14 protein-coding genes are annotated in these 18,745 nt (G+C 35.9%); 13 read left to right on the forward strand and 1 reads right to left on the reverse strand.

Translation table 11 applies throughout. From position 1 onward, the window contains the following. Nucleotides 1-24: 24 nt before the first annotated feature. The 7 genes from nrfD (at nt 25) to DFQ03_RS04385 (ending at nt 8,206) form a co-directional block, all read left to right on the forward strand. Nucleotides 25-1,770, forward strand: a complete 1,746-nt coding sequence (nrfD, locus tag DFQ03_RS04355) for an NrfD/PsrC family molybdoenzyme membrane anchor subunit (protein WP_133671773.1) — start codon at nt 25-27, stop codon at nt 1,768-1,770. Between the two features lie 2 nt (nt 1,771-1,772). Continuing rightward, entirely contained in the window at nt 1,773-2,303 is a 531-nt protein-coding gene (locus DFQ03_RS04360; RefSeq protein WP_133671774.1) for a DUF3341 domain-containing protein, read from the forward strand. Between the two features lie 2 nt (nt 2,304-2,305). Beyond that, entirely contained in the window at nt 2,306-2,866 is a 561-nt protein-coding gene (locus DFQ03_RS04365; RefSeq protein WP_133671775.1) for a c-type cytochrome, read from the forward strand. 15 nt (nt 2,867-2,881) lie between these two features. After that, on the forward strand, nt 2,882-4,216 hold the full coding sequence (locus DFQ03_RS04370; protein ID WP_133671776.1) for a quinol:cytochrome C oxidoreductase: 1,335 nt from the start codon (nt 2,882-2,884) through the stop codon (nt 4,214-4,216). 31 nt (nt 4,217-4,247) lie between these two features. Beyond that, on the forward strand, nt 4,248-5,351 hold the full coding sequence (locus DFQ03_RS04375) for a cytochrome c oxidase subunit II (RefSeq protein WP_133671777.1): 1,104 nt from the start codon (nt 4,248-4,250) through the stop codon (nt 5,349-5,351). A gap of 62 nt (nt 5,352-5,413) precedes the next feature. Beyond that, complete coding sequence (locus DFQ03_RS04380; protein WP_133671778.1) at nt 5,414-7,246, forward strand: cytochrome c oxidase subunit I; 1,833 nt, start codon at nt 5,414-5,416, stop codon at nt 7,244-7,246. 132 nt (nt 7,247-7,378) lie between these two features. Then, nucleotides 7,379-8,206, forward strand: coding sequence for a GIN domain-containing protein (locus DFQ03_RS04385; protein ID WP_133671779.1), 828 nt, complete (start codon nt 7,379-7,381; stop codon nt 8,204-8,206). On the opposite strand, the gene DFQ03_RS04390 is transcribed toward DFQ03_RS04385, so the two are convergent. Next, a complete protein-coding gene (locus DFQ03_RS04390) occupies nt 8,203-10,467 on the reverse strand; it encodes an acyl-CoA dehydrogenase family protein (protein ID WP_133671780.1) in 2,265 nt (754 codons plus the stop codon). The two genes, DFQ03_RS04385 and DFQ03_RS04390, sit on opposite strands and share 4 nt — an antisense overlap. 130 nt (nt 10,468-10,597) lie before the next feature. Here DFQ03_RS04390 and ruvB point away from each other — a divergent pair, with 130 nt between their 5' ends. From ruvB to ruvA, 6 genes are all read left to right on the forward strand, one after another. After that, nucleotides 10,598-11,620 (forward strand): Holliday junction branch migration DNA helicase RuvB, encoded by a 1,023-nt coding sequence (gene ruvB / locus DFQ03_RS04395; protein ID WP_133671781.1) that lies wholly within the window; start codon nt 10,598-10,600, stop codon nt 11,618-11,620. Between the two features lie 2 nt (nt 11,621-11,622). Beyond that, nucleotides 11,623-12,546 (forward strand): tRNA epoxyqueuosine(34) reductase QueG, encoded by a 924-nt coding sequence (queG, locus tag DFQ03_RS04400; protein ID WP_133671979.1) that lies wholly within the window; start codon nt 11,623-11,625, stop codon nt 12,544-12,546. A 233-nt stretch (nt 12,547-12,779) separates the two neighbouring features. Beyond that, nucleotides 12,780-14,234 carry a sucrose phosphorylase gene (gene gtfA, locus DFQ03_RS04405; RefSeq protein WP_133671782.1) on the forward strand — a complete coding sequence of 485 codons (1,455 nt, stop codon included), beginning with the start codon at nt 12,780-12,782 and terminating at the stop codon, nt 14,232-14,234. Between the two features lie 121 nt (nt 14,235-14,355). Beyond that, nucleotides 14,356-15,675 (forward strand): MFS transporter, encoded by a 1,320-nt coding sequence (locus tag DFQ03_RS04410; RefSeq protein WP_133671783.1) that lies wholly within the window; start codon nt 14,356-14,358, stop codon nt 15,673-15,675. 115 nt (nt 15,676-15,790) lie between these two features. Continuing rightward, on the forward strand, nt 15,791-18,085 hold the full coding sequence (locus tag DFQ03_RS04415) for an NADP-dependent malic enzyme (RefSeq protein WP_133671784.1): 2,295 nt from the start codon (nt 15,791-15,793) through the stop codon (nt 18,083-18,085). Nucleotides 18,086-18,158: 73 nt separating this feature from the next. Continuing rightward, nucleotides 18,159-18,740: a Holliday junction branch migration protein RuvA gene (gene ruvA / locus DFQ03_RS04420; RefSeq protein ID WP_133671785.1), complete on the forward strand. Its 582-nt coding sequence runs from the start codon at nt 18,159-18,161 to the stop codon at nt 18,738-18,740. Nucleotides 18,741-18,745 lie beyond the last annotated feature (5 nt).

Consider the following 18,745-nt stretch of genomic DNA (forward strand, 5'->3'; position numbering starts at 1 on the left):
AGAAAGTAATTATAACAAAAGTCTATGGCGTCGCATTACGAAGCACCTATACGTAAACCCTTAGTTATTGGAAACAAAGGCTACCACGATGTAACTGTGGATATTGCCGCTCCAGTAGAAGGCAGAGCTAACAAGCACTGGTGGATAGTTTTTTCCATTGCCTTAGTGGCATTTCTTTGGGGAGTAGGTTGTATTATTTATACGGTCTCTACCGGTATCGGTACTTGGGGTCTTAACAAAACAGTAAACTGGGCTTGGGATATTACCAACTTCGTTTGGTGGGTAGGTATCGGTCACGCCGGTACATTGATTTCGGCAGTATTGTTATTGTTCCGTCAGAAATGGAGAATGGCAATTAACCGTTCAGCAGAAGCAATGACAATTTTCTCTGTAGTTCAGGCAGGTTTGTTTCCGATAATTCACATGGGTCGTCCATGGTTGGCATATTGGGTGTTGCCAATTCCAAATCAATTTGGTTCATTATGGGTAAACTTTAATTCACCACTTCTTTGGGATGTATTTGCGATTTCAACTTATCTATCGGTTTCATTGGTATTCTGGTGGACAGGTCTTCTTCCTGATTTTGCAATGATTCGTGATAGGGCTGTATTGCCTTTCCAAAAGAAAATATATAGCTTATTAAGTTTCGGTTGGACTGGTCGTGCTAAAGATTGGCAACGATTTGAAGAAGTATCTTTGGTGCTTGCAGGTCTTGCAACACCTTTGGTATTATCTGTACACACCATTGTATCTTTCGATTTTGCTACCTCGGTAATCCCAGGTTGGCATACAACTATCTTTCCACCGTACTTTGTTGCCGGGGCAATCTTCTCTGGTTTCGCAATGGTGAACACATTATTGATCATAATGAGAAAGGTATGTCATTTAGAAAACTACATTACTATTCAGCATATTGAGTTAATGAACATTGTAATCATGCTAACAGGTTCTATTGTAGGTTGTGCCTACATTACAGAGTTATTCATGGCATGGTATTCAGGTGTAGAATATGAGCAGTACGCTTTCTTGAACAGAGCTACTGGTCCTTACTGGTGGGCATACTGGTCAATGATGACTTGTAATGTATTCTCACCACAGTTCATGTGGTTCAAAAAATTAAGAACTAGTATCATGTTCTCTTTCTTTATTTCTATCGTTGTAAACATAGGAATGTGGTTTGAAAGATTCGTGATTATCGTAACCTCTTTACATAGAGATTACCTTCCATCTTCTTGGACTATGTTCTCACCAACATTTGTTGATATCGGTATTTTCATTGGTACTATAGGTTTCTTCTTTGTATTGTTCTTGTTATATGCTAGAACATTCCCTGTAATTGCACAGGCAGAGGTAAAATCTATTTTGAAATCTTCAGGGGAGAGGTATAAGACCTTAAGAGATTCTGGCAAGCCACTATATCAAATTACAAAAACCAAAGTAGAGGTTAAAGAGCCTATTACTGATGATGTGTTGATGGGTGATGTAGTGCCAGCTGTTGGAGATAAAGTTGGAGTATCTGATCTGTTAAGTGCAGTTGGTACTTTTGATGCAACTACACAAGAAGCTGATGATTTGAAGAAAGTTAAAGGTATTGGTCCTCAAATGGAAGCTACTTTAAATGAGATAGGAATTTACACATTTGCTCAAGTCGCTAGGATGACTGAGACTGAATACAATTTGTTAGATTCTATTACAGGTTCTTTCCCAGGTAGAGCACAACGTGATGACTGGGCAGGACAAGCAGCAATTTTATTAAATAACAAAAGATAAATATGGCATCTAAAGTTATACACGCTTTTTACGATGATGATGATGTGCTAATGCTTGCCGTTAAAAAGGTTAAAGCAGCAAAGCTTCATATTGAAGAGGTATATTGTCCTTTTCCAGTTCATGGATTAGACAAAGCGATGGGGTTGGCTCCGACAAGATTAGCGATAACTGCTTTTTTATATGGTTGCGTTGGTCTTACAGTTGCAACTCTTATGATGAATTATATCATGATCGAAGATTGGCCTCAAGATATTGGTGGTAAGCCAAGTTTTAGCTATCTAGAGAACTTACCTGCATTCGTTCCAATTATGTTCGAATTAACGGTTTTCTTCGCAGCCCACTTAATGGTTATTACATTCTATCTAAGAAGTAGATTGTGGCCTTTTAAAGAAGCTGAGAATCCTGATGTAAGAACTACGGATGATCATTTTTTAATGGAGATCGAAATCCATGACAACGAGCAAGAATTAAGAGATTTATTAATGGATACTGGTGCAGTTGAAATTAATATATCAGAAAAAAACAGTCATTAAATATGAACAGTTTTAAGAAATTAGCAATACTATTCGGTTTGGCGATCGTAATGACTTCATGTCAGAGTAAAGGTTCTCGTAACTATCAGTACATGCCCAATATGTATGAGTCTGTTGGTTATGAAACTTATGGTGAGGCAGATATTTTGCCAAATAACTCTGAGGCTATGTTGCCACCGGCAAATACTATTAATAGAGGTTGGTTGCCTTACGAAATCGAGAATTCTCCTGAAGGGAAAGAATTATCAAGATTGCAGAATAGCCCATTAGATTCAATGAATGTTGAAACTAACTTGGCTAAAGGTGGTCAACTATACACCATTTACTGTGCAATTTGTCACGGTGATAAAGGTGATGGGAAAGGAACACTTGTAAAAAGGGAAAAGATATTAGGTGTGCCTAGTTATGCTGACCCAGTAAGAAACTTGACAGTAGGATCTACATATTATACAATTCATTACGGATTGAATTCAATGGGCTCTTATGCATCTCAAATGGATACGGAAGAGATGTGGCAAGTATCTGAATATGTAATGAAACTGAAACAAGATTTAACCAAATAATAGGTAAACAATACTATGTATACGTTTTCAAATAGACTTAAAATAGCTTCCTTCGTTCTAATGATAGTAGGTGCATTGGGAATTCTTGGAGGATTTGTTATGGCTCCTGGAACTATAGCAGAGGCGAAAGAAATGGTTGCAAGTCATGACGGAGGTCATGGTGATGCCCATGAGGCTGAAGCAGAACATGCGACGAAAGAAAATGATCATGCTGCGGCTGAAGCTCATGGCGAAGAACACGATTCTTCTCATGACCAGCATTTATTAGATCAATTAAAGAATAGACCTTGGGCGGCATTATACGTTGCGGCATTCTTCTTTTTTATGATATCATTAGGGGTATTGGCATTTTATGCTATTCAACGTGCTGCTCAAGCAGGTTGGTCTCCGTTGTTATTTAGAGTGATGGAAGGTATTACTTCTTACTTGGTTCCTGGAGGAATCATTGTATTTGTCATATTGTTACTTTCCGTATTGCACATGAATCACTTATTCATTTGGATGGATGAGACAGTAGTAGCTCACGATGAATTACTTCAAGGTAAATCTGGATATTTAAATCCTACTTTCTTTTTGATTAGAGCAGCTATCTTTTTAGCGGGTTGGATTGGATATAGAGAGTACTCTAGAAAATTATCTATTGCTCAAGATGCTTCAGATGATGATTCAAACTTTAAATTGAACTTTAGAATATCTGCTGGTTTCTTAGTGTTTTATCTTATTTCTGAGTCTATTATGTCTTGGGATTGGATTATGAGCGTTGAACCACACTGGTTTAGTACATTGTTCGGATGGTATATTTTTGCTAGTATGTTCGTTTCTGGTATTACTGTAATTGCAATGGTAACTATATACTTGAAATCTAAAGGTCATTTACCAGATGTAAACGACAGTCATATACATGATTTAGCGAAATTTATGTTCGGTATCAGTATCTTCTGGACATATCTTTGGTTCTCTCAATTCATGTTAATTTGGTATTCTAACATACCTGAGGAAGTAACATATTACGTAACTAGAATTGCAGATTATAGATTGCCTTTCTTTGGTATGGTAGCCATGAACTTCTTATTTCCAGTTCTATTATTAATGAATAGTGATTATAAAAGAATTAATTGGTTCGTAATTTTAACAGGTATTGTAATCCTTGCGGGTCATTATATGGATATCTTTAATGCAATTATGCCATCTACGGTAGGTGATAACTGGTATATAGGTATTCCTGAAATAGGTTCTATATTGTTTTTTGCAGGTCTATTTATATTCTGGATTTTTAGAGCGATTTCGACACAACCGCTACAACCAAAGAGAAATCCTTTTATTGAAGAAAGTAGACACTTTCATTACTAGTAATTAAGTAAGTATAACATTTATATATACAATGACGACATTATTAACTTTAGCTGTACTTGTACTTGTAGCCATTGCCATTTGGCAACTGACTAAAATATTCGAATTGTCACAGCTTAAAACTGAGCAACACCAAATAGCAAACGATAGCGATAATAAGAATAACGGTTATATGTTATTCGCATTTTTGGTATTCATATACGGAATTACAATTTTCAGTTTCTGGAAATACGGTAAATTTTTACTGCCAGAAGCGGGGTCTGCTCATGGTGAGGAATATGATAGCCTGATGTTAGTATCGATGGTTATTATATTTATTGTACAAACCATTACACAGGCATTATTGCATTACTTTGGTTATAAGTATGCTGGTAAAAAAGGTCAAAAAGCTTTGTTTTATGCTGATAATGATCGTTTAGAGTTTATCTGGACAATTATTCCTGTAATTGTATTAGCTGGTCTAATTCTTTGGGGATTATACACATGGACAACTATTATGGATGTAAATGATGAGGATGACCCTATTATTGTAGAGCTTTATGCGCAACAATTTAACTGGACTGCTAGATACGGTGGTGGCGATAATGTTTTAGGTGGAGCCAATGTAAGAATGATCGATATCGACAAAGCAAATGTGTTAGGTTTGGATGAAGCTGATACTTACGCACACGATGACGTTATTGTTAAGGAACTGCATTTACCAGTTGGTAGAAAAGTGAATTTTAAAATGCGTTCTCAAGACGTATTGCACTCAGCATATATGCCACACTTTAGAGCACAAATGAACTGTGTACCAGGTATGATTACTGAGTTTTCATTTACTCCTATCTACACTACTGAAGAAATGAGAATGAATCAAGATGTAATTGATAAGGTTAAGAGAACGAACAAAATTCGAGCAGAGAAAGCTGTTAGTACTGGAGAGGCAATTGATCCTTGGGAATTTGATTATATCTTACTTTGTAATAAAATTTGTGGAAAATCTCACTACAACATGCAAATGAAGATCATAGTAGAAACTGAGGAAGAGTATAATGAATGGATGAAAGGTCAGTCAACTTTTGCTGAAACGGTAATGAAAGACGATACTAGTCCTGCATTTAATACTGTAAGTTCAGTTTCGATAGGAGAGTAATATTTTTATTCTCGGGTTAACAAAGCTATAATTAGAAAATTAATAAAAATAAGATTACGATTATGTCAGCAACAGCACATGCACATGTAGATGATCACGCACACGACGATCATGGACATCATCATCATAAAGAAACTTTTGTAACAAAGTATATCTTTAGCCAAGACCATAAAATGATTGGAAAGCAATACCTTATTTTGGGTGTTTTCGTCATGGGTTTCATTGGTATTGCGATGTCTTTATTATTTAGAATGCAATTGGCTTGGCCAGGAGAGTCTTTTGCAATTTTTGAAACTCTTTTAGGTAAGTGGGCTCCAGGTGGGGTAATGGATGCTGATGTGTATTTGGCATTGGTTACCATGCATGGTACTATCATGGTATTCTTTGTACTTACTGCCGGTTTAAGTGGTACCTTCAGTAACTTATTGATTCCATTACAAATTGGTGCACGAGATATGGCATCTGGTTTTTTGAACATGGTTTCTTTTTGGTTGTTTGCATTAGCTTCTTTAATAATGATTATATCATTATTTGTTGAAGCAGGACCTGCAGCTGCCGGTTGGACTATTTATCCTCCATTAAGTGCGTTGCCAATGGCACAGCCCGGTTCTGGTATGGGTATGACATTATGGTTAAGCTCAATGGCAATATTCATAGCATCTTCTCTTTTAGGGTCTTTGAACTATATCGTTACTGTTATCAATTTAAGAACTAAAGGAATGTCAATGACAAGATTGCCTTTGACTATCTGGGCTTTCTTTGTGACAGCGATTATTGGTGTTATTTCATTCCCGGTATTATTATCTGCGGCATTATTATTAATAATGGATAGAAGTTTCGGTACTTCTTTCTTCTTGTCAGATATTTTTATTCAAGGTGAGGTTTTACATTACCAAGGTGGTTCTCCAGTTTTATACGAACACTTATTTTGGTTCTTAGGTCACCCTGAGGTTTATATTGTATTATTACCTGCATTAGGTATTACTTCTGAAGTAATGTCAACAAATGCTCGTAAACCAATTTTTGGTTATCGTGCGATGATTGCTTCTATTTTGGCAATTGCATTCTTATCAACGATTGTATGGGGTCACCATATGTTTATCTCTGGCATGAATCCTTTCTTAGGTTCTGTATTTACATTTACAACATTGTTGATTGCGATACCATCTGCGGTAAAGGCCTTCAACTATATAACTACATTATGGAAAGGTAACCTGCAATTGAATCCGGCTATGCTGTTTTCAATTGGTTTGGTGTCTACTTTCATTAGTGGTGGTTTAACAGGTATTATATTAGGTGATAGTACATTAGATATTAACGTGCATGATACATATTTTGTAATTGCTCACTTTCACTTAGTAATGGGTATTTCTGCATTATATGGTTTATTTGCAGGTGTATATCATTGGTTCCCTAAAATGTTCGAGGGTAAACTAATGAATAAGAATTTAGGTTATGTTCATTTTTGGGTAACTGCAGTTTGTGCTTATGGGGTATTCTTTCCAATGCACTTTGTAGGTATGGCAGGTGTACCAAGAAGATACTATGAGAACACTGCTTTCCCTATGTTCGACGAGTTAGCAGATATTCAGGTGCTTATGACCGTATTTGCAATTATTGCAGCGGCAGCACAATTGGTATTCGTTGCCAACTTTGTTTATAGCATATTTTACGGTAAAGTTGGACCAAAGAATCCTTGGAAATCTAATACCTTGGAATGGACTGCTGAACAAAAGCATATTCATGGTAACTGGGATGGTCCTATTCCTGAAGTTCACAGATGGGCTTATGATTATAGTAAGGTTGATGCTAATGGTGAGTATATACTACCAGGTCAAGATTTTGTTCCACAGCATATTCCATTACAGGAAGATGAAGAGGAAATGAATCATTAGAAAATATTAAAATGTATAAAAGCCCAACTAGCAATAGTTGGGCTTTTTCTATGTAAACAGCTTAAGATATTGCTAAGTTGTTCTAATTTTACATAAAATTGGATATCTTCAATTTTTAAATAGACGTATATTATGAAAAAGTTCGCCCTTATTATTATCGTATTGCTTATTTCAGTTAACGGTTATTCACAGCGTAAGCCAAAGATTAAAGGGAATAAAAATGTTGTTGAAGTACGTGAAGATTTAGAACCTTTTACGGCTATAGAATTGGCTGATGATTTGGATATTGTTATTCAGAAAGCTACGTCTGAAGGCTATGCTTTAGAGTTGGATGATAATTTACTGGATGTTCTTAAGTTCAAAGTCGACGATGAGACATTAAAAATATCTTCATTCTATAACATCACATCAAAGAAAAAGCTTGAAATCACCATTTTCTTTCAAGAGCTTAGTAGTATCAAAATGATGAACGGTAAAATTAGTATGAAAGATGTTATCTCAACGGATCGTTTAAGAGTTCAAACTTTTGGCACCTCTAGATTGGAACTTAATGCCACTGCAGACATTATGGATATTACTATGGAAGAAATAAGTTCTGGTGATTTTAATTTAGCCAGTGACTCTTTGAATATTACATTGAAGGATAGAATTGATGTAAAATTGTACACTACAGGGGCGAGCAATAATGTTTATATGTATAAAAATGCCTCTGCTAAAGTTGAAGGTACTGCCGATTTCTTAATGGCAAAACTGTATGGTAATAGTTCTCTTAAAGCATCAGATTTACAAGCTAATGATGTTTTATTAGTTACCGAAGATTCGCCAGATATAGAAGTCAGAGCATTAAATACTTTACAACTAAGTTCAAAGGGTGGTACCAGAACCAAACTATATGGCGAACCACAAATTACCATTTTAGACTTTCTAGATACCTCGCGATTAGAAAAGGAGCGAAACTAATTCGCTATAGGTGCCGTCATTAAATGTTCTGGTATGCCAAAACCATCTACAAGACTATTTAAATGTGGTCTTAGTTCGGTACATAAACGTTCTACACGTTGGCGTATAGCTTTTGACTTAGTTCCGCTAATGTAGCCTTGTTCCAAATACCAAGAAGCATCTTTTCTTATTTCATAAAGTGCATATAAAGTACCTATTTTTTCGAATAGGGCTTTATACTCTGGGTCAGTGATGGTGCTATTGTGCTCTATAAATGATTTATAGGCCAGTTCGGTACTATATGCCTTGCCAAGTGTCATTAAATGTGTTTGAACCTTTAGGAAAGCTTGATATGACGGAATACCTTTTTTAATGTACCCTCTAATGCGCATAGCAATGGTATAGGTCAATCTTCTAGTTCTGTGCTCAAAGGCATGAATATGAAATTTCGGATTGTATAAATGGTCTTTGTCTGTCTTGTTCGTGTATAGCGGATTTATAGTAGAAAGCTTATCGCTTAGTTGAGAGCTCAATAGTTTTAATACTGTTGAAAAGCCTGCACTATTGAATTCAGCCTTAAAATCTGAAAGAACACCTTTGGCAGCAAGCTGTAGGAGTACATTGTTGTCGCCTTCAAAAGTGGTGAATATATCTACATCTCCCTTTAAATCTGCAATTCTGTTTTCTAACAAATAGCCTTTACCGCCACAGGCTTCACGGCATTCTTGAATAGCATCGTTGGCATACCATGTAATAATAGATTTCAGCCCGGCAACCTGCGTTTCAACTTGTCTTTTGTCTGGTTGAGATTCATCGCAGTAAAGCTTCATCATTTTATCTAATGTAATGTGATAGACATATGCACTTGCCACAAGCGGAGTTAAACGTAATTGATGAGATGGATAATCCATCAATAAATCTTCTTGTATTTTAACGCTGTCGTTGAACTGCCTTCTTTTTAAAGAGTGCTTAATAGCTACGGTTAATGCATATTTAGCACCACCTAAACCTGCTCTGGCTACACAGATTCTACCACCTACTAAAGTGCCTAGCATGGTAAAGAATCTTTTATTCGGATTTTTAATTTCTGAATAATAGTCTCCATTGCCTAAAATAGTACCATACTTATTTAATAAATTCTCTTTTGGTACTTCAACTTGATTAAACCATATTTTACCGTTATCAACACCATTTAGTCCGAGTTTATAGCCATTGTCTTCAACGGTAATGCCTGGTAATAATTCATGTTTTTCATTTCTAAGTGGAACTAGAATCGCATGGACTCCTTCATTTTTTCCATTGATAATAAGTTGGGCAAATACAGATGCCATTTTTGAATGTATAGCATTGCCGATATATTCTTTGTTGTCATTTTTTCCAGGGGTATGAATGACAATAGTTTCAGTTTTCTTATTGTATGTAGCCGTAGTTTTTATACCGCGAACATTAGATCCGTGCCCGGTTTCTGTCATGGCAAAGCATCCTAGTAATTCCGCTTTACCTGTGGCGTTTAAATATTTATCATGGTGTTTCTTGGTTCCCAATTTTTGAATGCTTCCTCCGAACAATCCAAATTGTACGCCAAATTTTATAGCTAAGCTTCCGTCTGCCCACATCATATTTTCGAAAATGGTGGCATAGCCCTCCATGTCATTGGTGCCACCATATTCTTTTGGGTATGCCATTGCGCCGTATCCGCTATCCGCTAGAAATTCTACTTGTTTTAAAACATGATTTCGAAATTCTTCTTTGTTACGTCTTACTTCCCATGAAAATATAGGGTCGTTCAATATAGCTCGAAAAGAATCTATAGTTTCGGCATGTTTTCCTTTTAAAATGGAATCTATAGTTTTTGGTGAATACTGTAAAGATTTTTTTTCTAAATCAATATGTACCTCGAATAGATGGTTGTAGTGATTGGGTTGAATACCCAAGTTTATTTCAATCTTTTTAATTTGATTATTGAATGATATTTCGCCGTGGTAATACGAAGCTACTTTTTGGCTAAATGCCGTTAACGGAAAAGTTTCATGCTCCACCAACTTTACACTGCTATTGATAATTAATTGTTTCCAGGTTTTAAACAGCTCGTTCTTAGGTGGGTTTTTAACATCCATCCATGCTTTAAGTTGTTTTTTGTCTTCATTTGATAATGTGTTATCTTCAGAAATGGCATTCTCAACAACATTTATTTCTGAAGCCGACAACAGGTCATCTGACCAGATAATATAAAAGACCGGAATATATTGTAAAACTTGTGCAGTGTAATTTTCTTTTGTCATGCTATGAAATTACAATTTTTAGTTAGATTTCTTATATGTATTTAACGCTTCATTTATCAATGCTTTTAAAATTAATTAGCTACTAGTATACGAGTAAAGTTATCTAGTGTTTGTCTATCTTTGTTAGTGTATGAACGAGTATTTAGACCCATCTGCAGATGGTTTCTCTAACGAGGAGCTAGACATTGAAAGAGCATTAAGACCCATAAATTTTGACGATTTTACGGGGCAAGAACAGGTGCTTGAAAACCTTAAGGTATTTGTTGAAGCTGCAAATAGAAGAGGCGAGGCTTTAGATCATACCTTATTTCATGGTCCCCCAGGTTTAGGTAAAACTACCTTGGCAAATATTCTTGCTAATGAGTTAGGAGTGGGGATCAAGATTACATCAGGACCAGTTTTGGATAAGCCTGGCGATTTAGCCGGACTACTTACCAACTTAGATGAGCGAGATGTATTGTTTATTGATGAGATACACAGACTAAGCCCTATTGTAGAAGAGTATTTATATTCGGCAATGGAAGATTATAAGATTGATATCATGCTAGAATCTGGACCAAACGCAAGGTCTGTTCAAATAAATTTGAATCCGTTTACCTTAATTGGTGCAACCACACGATCAGGGTTGTTGACCGCACCAATGCGTGCGCGTTTTGGTATTCAAAGCAGGCTACAATATTATTCTACAGAACTGCTTTCAACCATTGTAGAACGTAGTGCCGAAATTTTACGTGTACCTATTTCTCAAGATGCCGCTATAGAAATTGCCGGTAGAAGTAGGGGAACACCGAGAATTTGTAATGCATTATTAAGACGTGTGCGCGATTTTGCCGAGATAAAAGGTAATGGTTCTATAGATATGGAAATTTCAAAGTTCAGCTTAAAGGCATTGAATGTAGATGCCCATGGTCTTGATGAAATGGATAATAAAATTCTGACCACCATAATTGATAAATTCAAAGGTGGACCAGTAGGTATTACCACTTTGGCAACGGCAGTATCTGAAAGTGCAGAAACTATTGAAGAGGTGTACGAGCCATTTTTAATTCAACAAGGGTTTATCATGAGAACTCCGCGTGGTCGTGAAGTAACCGAATTAGCTTACAAACACCTTGGAAGGATAAAAGGAGGAATTCAACCTGGCTTGTTTTGAGTATAGACATAAAATCTAAATGGACAAATAGTATAAAAACCGAAGCCAAACGCCTCGGTTTTTTATCATGTGGTATATCCAAGTCAGATTTTTTAGAGGAAGAGGCGCCTAGGTTAGAAAAGTGGCTCAATAAAAATATGAATGGCGAAATGAGCTATATGGCGAATCATTTCGATAAAAGATTAGACCCGAGATTATTGGTCGAAAGTTCTAAATCGGTTATTTCACTTTTATTGAATTACTACCCAGAAGAAACGCAGATAGAAGATTCTTATAAAATTTCGAAATATGCCTATGGTCAAGACTATCATCATATTATCAAAACAAAACTAAGACAGTTACAAGAATTTATCACCGAGGAAATAGGAGACGTTAATGGTCGTGCTTTTGTAGATTCCGCTCCGGTTTTAGATAAAGCTTGGGCAGCAAAAAGTGGCTTAGGGTGGATAGGTAAGAATAGCAATCTACTCACGCAACAAGTGGGGTCTTTTTACTTTATAGCAGAGCTAATAGTAGATATTGAATTAGAATATGATCATGCCGTAACCGATCATTGTGGTACCTGTACTGCTTGTATAGATGCCTGCCCAACTCAGGCAATTGTAGATCCTTATGTAGTTGATGGTAGTAAATGTATTTCTTATTTTACGATTGAATTAAAAAATGAACTCCCTAACGAAATGAAGGACTCATTTGATGATTGGATGTTCGGCTGCGATGTTTGTCAAGATGTCTGCCCTTGGAATCGGTTTTCAAAACCTCATAATGAACCACTGTTCAACCCTAACCCGGATCTGCTCAGCATGACCAAAAAAGATTGGGAAGAAATAACAGTTGATGTCTTTCAAAAAGTGTTTAAAAAATCTGCGGTGAAGCGAACAAAGTTCGAAGGGCTTACAAGAAATATTGATTTTCTTAAAGTATAGTTTCAGTTTTTAAAGAAATTTAAATGATTTTTTAGTTAAATTACTTCTGACTGAAATATATTATATCTACTCTAACGTTTGAGTTTTTGCCTCTCTGATTTTATCTTTAATCCCCTTCGCCTTTTAGTGTTTTAAGCACTATATTGGATTCTTGTTTTGATAAAATGATCCCATAAAAATCTTAAATTTTAAACGGTCATTTTAAACTTGTTAACTAAAAGGAAGAGTTTCAAATGGAGAATAAGGTTCAATTAATTACCTATGTTGATAGATTAGGTGGTAATAATATCAAAGGTTTAAACCTATTATTGAAAAATCAGTTTAAAGATTTGTTCGGTGGCGTTCATATGCTTCCTTTTTATTATCCAATTGATGGAGAAGACGCAGGGTTTGATCCAATTGATCACAAGAAAATAGATGAAAGGTTAGGTAGCTGGGATGATGTTAAGGCGTTAAGTTCTTCTGTAGATGTTATGGCAGATTTAATTGTAAATCATATGTCGGTAAAATCGCCTGAATTTCAAGATTTCGTACAAAATGGAGATGATTCTGAATACGCAGAATTATTTTTGACTTTTAATAAAGTTTTTCCAACGGGAGCGACAGAAAAAGATTTAATTGAAATTTATAGACCACGACCTGGATACCCGTTTACAAGAGTGAAATTTAATAATGGTGAAGAGCGACTTATTTGGACAACTTTTACCACCAATCAAATAGATATAGACGTTTATTCCCAAAAAGGAAGTGCCTATTTAGATAATATTCTTATTGAGTTTCAAAAGGCTGGCGTAAATATGATTCGCTTAGATGCCGCCGGCTATGCTATTAAAAAGGCGGGTACTAGTAGTTTTATGATTGAAGAAACCTTTGCTTTTATTGATGAGCTTACCCAAAAAGCAAAGAAAATGGGCATTTCGGTACTAGTTGAGATTCATTCATTCTATAAAACGCAAATAGAAATTGCCAAGAAAGTTGATTTTGTATATGATTTTGCCTTACCCGTATTAGTTCTCGATACTCTTTTTAATGCTAGTGCAGAGAATTTAAAAAATTGGCTAAAAGTAAGTCCTAGAAATGCAATTACTGTCTTAGATACACATGATGGTATTGGTATCGTTGATGTTGCCTCTGAAAATGGTGAAAAAGGATTAATAGATGATTCGACTTTAGATGCTATTGTAGAACGTATGCATGAGAATAGCGGCAATACAAGTAGAAAAGCGACCGGTGCGGCAGCGTCTAACCTAGATTTATATCAAGTAAACTCAACTTATTTTGAAGCTCTAGGTAGAGATGAAAGGGCGTATTTAGCGGCAAGAGCAATACAGTTTTTTGTTCCAGGTATTCCTCAAGTTTACTACGTAGGTCTTTTTGCCGGTGAAAATGATATGGATTTATTGGCAAAAACGAATGTAGGTAGAGATATCAATAGACATTATTATTCTCAAAAAGAGATTAATGATTATGTTCAAACTCCATTTTTTGCAAAGTTCAAAAAATTACTCGTTTTTAGAAATACACATAGCTCTTTTGGTGGTGAATTTATTTTAAAAGAATCATCGAACAGTGGATTAAATATTCGATGGGAGAACAATATTCATTGGTCAGAATTCTATTTAGACTTAAAATCTGTAGACTTAAAAATTACTTATTCTAACCTCGATACCGTTGACTCGTTGTTTTGAGTTTGTATTAGGTAGTTTGCTATAACGTTATAGTTTCTTATAATTGCAAATTCTCACTGACTTATAATGCTCTAAATTATTTTATATGCTATATTGTTCTGGTAGTAAATATTAAGATATTATGAAAATTGGTAAACCAAGTTTAAGTTTTTGGCAAATATTCAATATGAATGTTGGTTTTTTAGGAATTCAGTACAGTTTTGGATTGCAACAAACAGCCATAAATCCTATCTTTTTATACCTTGGTGCACCTGAAGATATGTTACCTATTTTGAATATTGCCGGACCAGTTACTGGTCTGGTTATTCAGCCAATAATCGGAGCGATGTCAGATAAAACTTGGTCAGAACGTTGGGGACGTCGTAAACCTTACTTTTTAATTGGGGCAATTTTAGGTAGTTTATGTTTGTTCGCTTTTCCAACTAGTCCTGTGCTTTGGTTTGCAGTAGGTTTATTGTGGATTTTAGATGTTGGTAATAATATGGCTATGGAGCCATATCGCGCATTCGTAGGCGATAAATTACCCGAAAAACAATTAAGTCTAGGTTACCAGATGCAAAGTTTATTTGTCGGCGCAGGTATTCTATTGGCAAATGGCTCAATCGTATTATTTCAGTATTTATTTGGAGGTGATTCTGTTGAAGCGGCAGGAACTATACCTACGTGGTTATATTATTCTTTTTATATCGGTGCTATTTTGTCTATTACGACAATATTATGGTCTGTTTTAAAAACACCTGAGATTCCGCCAACTGATGATGAATTAGCTGAAATAAATGAGGCAAAGGGAAAATCTATTGCTGAAAGAATCGCATTACCTTTTCAAGAAATTTCCGAGTCAATCAAAAAAATGCCAAAATTCATGTGGAAGCTTGGCGCTGTCTATCTATTTCAATGGTACGCCCTATTTATATATTGGCAATATACAACCCCATTGTTTAAGTTAACCATGGGCTATTCTACTGGTGAAGCAGCATCACAATCGGCACAAATGAGTTTAACCTATAATATTGTTACCATGTTGGTTGCATTGGCATTGGTTCCCTTAACCTTGAAATACGGTGGTAAGAAAGTGTATGCTTTGAGTTTAGTAGGTACAGCAATAGCCTTGTTCTCTATTCCGTTTATACAAGACCCAATGTTAGTATTGGTTCCGATGGTACTTTTCGGTATTGGCTGGGCGGCAATGATGGGTATACCTTATACAATGGTTTCAAAAGTAGTACCGCAAGAACGACGGGGTGTATATATGGGTATCTTAAATATGATGATTGTTATTCCTATGGGAATTGAGACGGTGACATTCGGACCGATCTATAAGTATTTGTTAGGTGGTAATGCTATTAATGCAATGCTGTTTGCGGGAGCTTTCTTTTTACTTGCTGCTTTTTTTGCAATGCGATTGAATGTTGAAAATAAAAAAGAAGCTATAGAATTGTAATTATCTGAAGATTTAGAATGCCTTGAGAAATAGGTTATTTTGTTTAGATAAAACTAGTTTCTTTTCATGCTTCTTTAAAGATTACCTTTAAATTTGTTTTTTTAAATAGAAGAGTATGAGCAATGAAAAGCTAAGAAGAGAAGCACTTATTTATCATGCAAAACCACAGCCTGGTAAGATAAAAATAGTACCTACCAAACCATATAGTACACAACGTGATCTTGCTTTGGCCTACTCGCCCGGTGTGGCAGAGCCATGTTTGGAAATTGCTAAGGATAAAGAAAACGTATATAAATACACCTCTAAAGGTAATTTGGTTGCCATTATTTCTAATGGTACCGCTGTTTTAGGATTAGGTAATATAGGTCCTGAGGCATCTAAACCTGTAATGGAAGGAAAAGGTCTTCTCTTTAAGATTTTCGCCGATATCGATGGTATTGATATTGAAGTGGACACCGAAGATGTAGATAGGTTTATTGAAACCGTAAAGATGATTGCCCCAACTTTTGGAGGAATTAATCTTGAGGATATTAAAGCCCCCGAAGCATTTGAGATAGAACGTAGATTGAAAGAGGAATTAGATATTCCTGTAATGCACGATGATCAACATGGTACCGCGATAATTTCTGCCGCAGCTTTATTAAATGCATTAGAGATTTCTAATAAGAAAATGGAAGATGTGCGCATTGTAATTAGTGGTGCGGGTGCTGCTGCTGTTTCGTGTACTAAATTGTATAAGGCATTTGGTGCCAAGGCAGAGAATATAGTAATGCTTGATAGTAAAGGTGTTATTAGAAAAGATGCCGATAATTTATCAGCTGCCAAAAAGGAATTTGCCACCGATAGAAAAATAGACACACTTGAAGAAGCTATGGTTGATGCCGATGTATTCGTTGGTCTTTCTATAGCAAACGTTGTTACACCGGCGATGTTAACTTCAATGGCCGATAACCCTATAGTTTTTGCAATGGCAAATCCTGATCCTGAGATTGCTTATGATTTGGCAGTTGCTACCAGAAAAGATATTATAATGGCAACGGGTCGTTCGGATCATCCTAATCAGGTGAATAATGTTCTTGGTTTTCCATTTATATTTAGAGGGGCTCTAGATGTTAGGGCTACTGCGATAAACGAGGCTATGAAAATGGCAGCGGTTAAAGCTTTGGCAGATTTAACAAGGCAACCGGTTCCTGAACAAGTAAATATTGCATACGGCGAAACAAGATTAACTTTTGGTAAGGAATATATAATACCTAAGCCATTTGATCAAAGATTAATATATGAAATACCACCAGCTGTAGCCAAGGCTGCGATGGAGAGTGGTGTTGCCAAAGCTCCAATAGAAGATTGGGATAAATATAGAGAAGAGCTAATGCTTCGTTCTGGTAACGATAATAAAGTCGTTCGCTTACTATATGGTAGAGCTCGTAGTAATCCTAAGAAAATAGTATTTGCCGAAGCTGATCATTTAGATGTTTTAAAAGCGGCACAAATAGTTCATGAAGAAGGTATAGCAATTCCTATTCTTTTAGGAAGAAAAGATATTATTCTAGAATTAAAGAAGGAGTTGGAGTTCGATGCAGATTTAGTGATTATAGATCCAATGTCAGAAGAGTTCGACGAGCGCCATGTTCGTTACGCTACTAAATATTGGGAAAGTCGTAAGCGTAGCGGAGTTACTTTTTACAGTGCGAAAATAAAAATGCGCGAGCGTAATTATTTTGGTTCGATGATGGTTCTTGAAGGTGATGCAGACGGAATGATTTCTGGTTATTCAAGAGCTTACCCTACTGTAGTAAAACCAATTTTAGAGGTTATCGGTAGAGCAAGCGGAGTTAAAAAAGTCGCAACGGTGAATATCATGATTACTGATCGTGGGCCATTATTTTTAGCGGATACTTCTATTAATATTGAACCAAATGCTGAGGAGCTTGCAGATATTGCACAAATGACGGCTAATGTTGCTTCTAATTTTGGATTTGACCCTGTATTAGCAATGTTAAGCTATGCAAATTTTGGTTCTTCAACGCATCCGAATGCTAGAAAGGTTAGAGAAGCAGTTCGTATTCTTCATGAAACTGCGCCTGATTTGGTAGTTGACGGTGAAATACAAACCGATTTTGCTTTGAACAGAGAACTTCATGAAAGTAAGTTCCCATTTTCTAAACTTGCAGGTAGAAAAGTAAATACTTTAATTTTTCCGAATTTAGAATCTGCGAATATTACGTATAAACTTTTAAAGGAGTTGAACAGTGCAGATTCTATCGGTCCGATTATGGTTGGTTTAAGAAAAGCTGTGCATATTATGCAATTAGGTGCTAGTGTCGACGAAATAGTAAACATGGCGGCAGTTGCTGTAATTGATGCTCAAGAGCGTGAAAAACGTAAGAAAGCTAAAGGTTCAAAATAATATTCAATTAAATAATAACTCAAACAGGGAAATTGGTAGACATACTTTTTTCCCTTTTTAATTTTAATAAATCATGATACATCACTTAAAAGGAAAACTAGTAGAGAAGAACCCAACTCATGTTATTATCGAATGTGGTGGTGTTGGCTATTTTGTAAATATTTCTTTGAATACTTTTTCTAAGCTGCCAGAGCAAGAAAATGTCTCTGTTTTTACGCACCTTCAGGTTAAAGAAGATTCCCATACGCTGTTCGGGTTTGTTGAAAAATCTGAGCGTGAAATATTTCGCTTATTATTGTCTGTTTCAGGTATTGGATCAAGTATAGCCAGAACCATGCTTTCTTCTATGTCTCCTTCGCAGATTAGAGATGCTATTGCTAACGGAGATGTTGCATCAATACAAGCCGTAAAAGGTATAGGGGCGAAAACTGCACAGCGTGTAATTTTGGATCTTAGAGATAAGGTCTTAAAAGTTTACGATATAGACGAACTTTCACTAAGTACAAACAATACAAATAAAGATGAAGCGTTATCTGCTTTAGAAGTTCTAGGCTTCGCACGTAAACAATCAGAGAGGGTTGTCGATAAAGTGCTTAACCAAGATGCTTCGCTAAGTGTCGAGAATATAATTAAACTCGCGCTCAAAAATTTGTAATAAGT

Source organism: Maribacter caenipelagi, from assembly GCF_004364175.1.
Classification (GTDB): domain Bacteria; phylum Bacteroidota; class Bacteroidia; order Flavobacteriales; family Flavobacteriaceae; genus Maribacter; species Maribacter caenipelagi.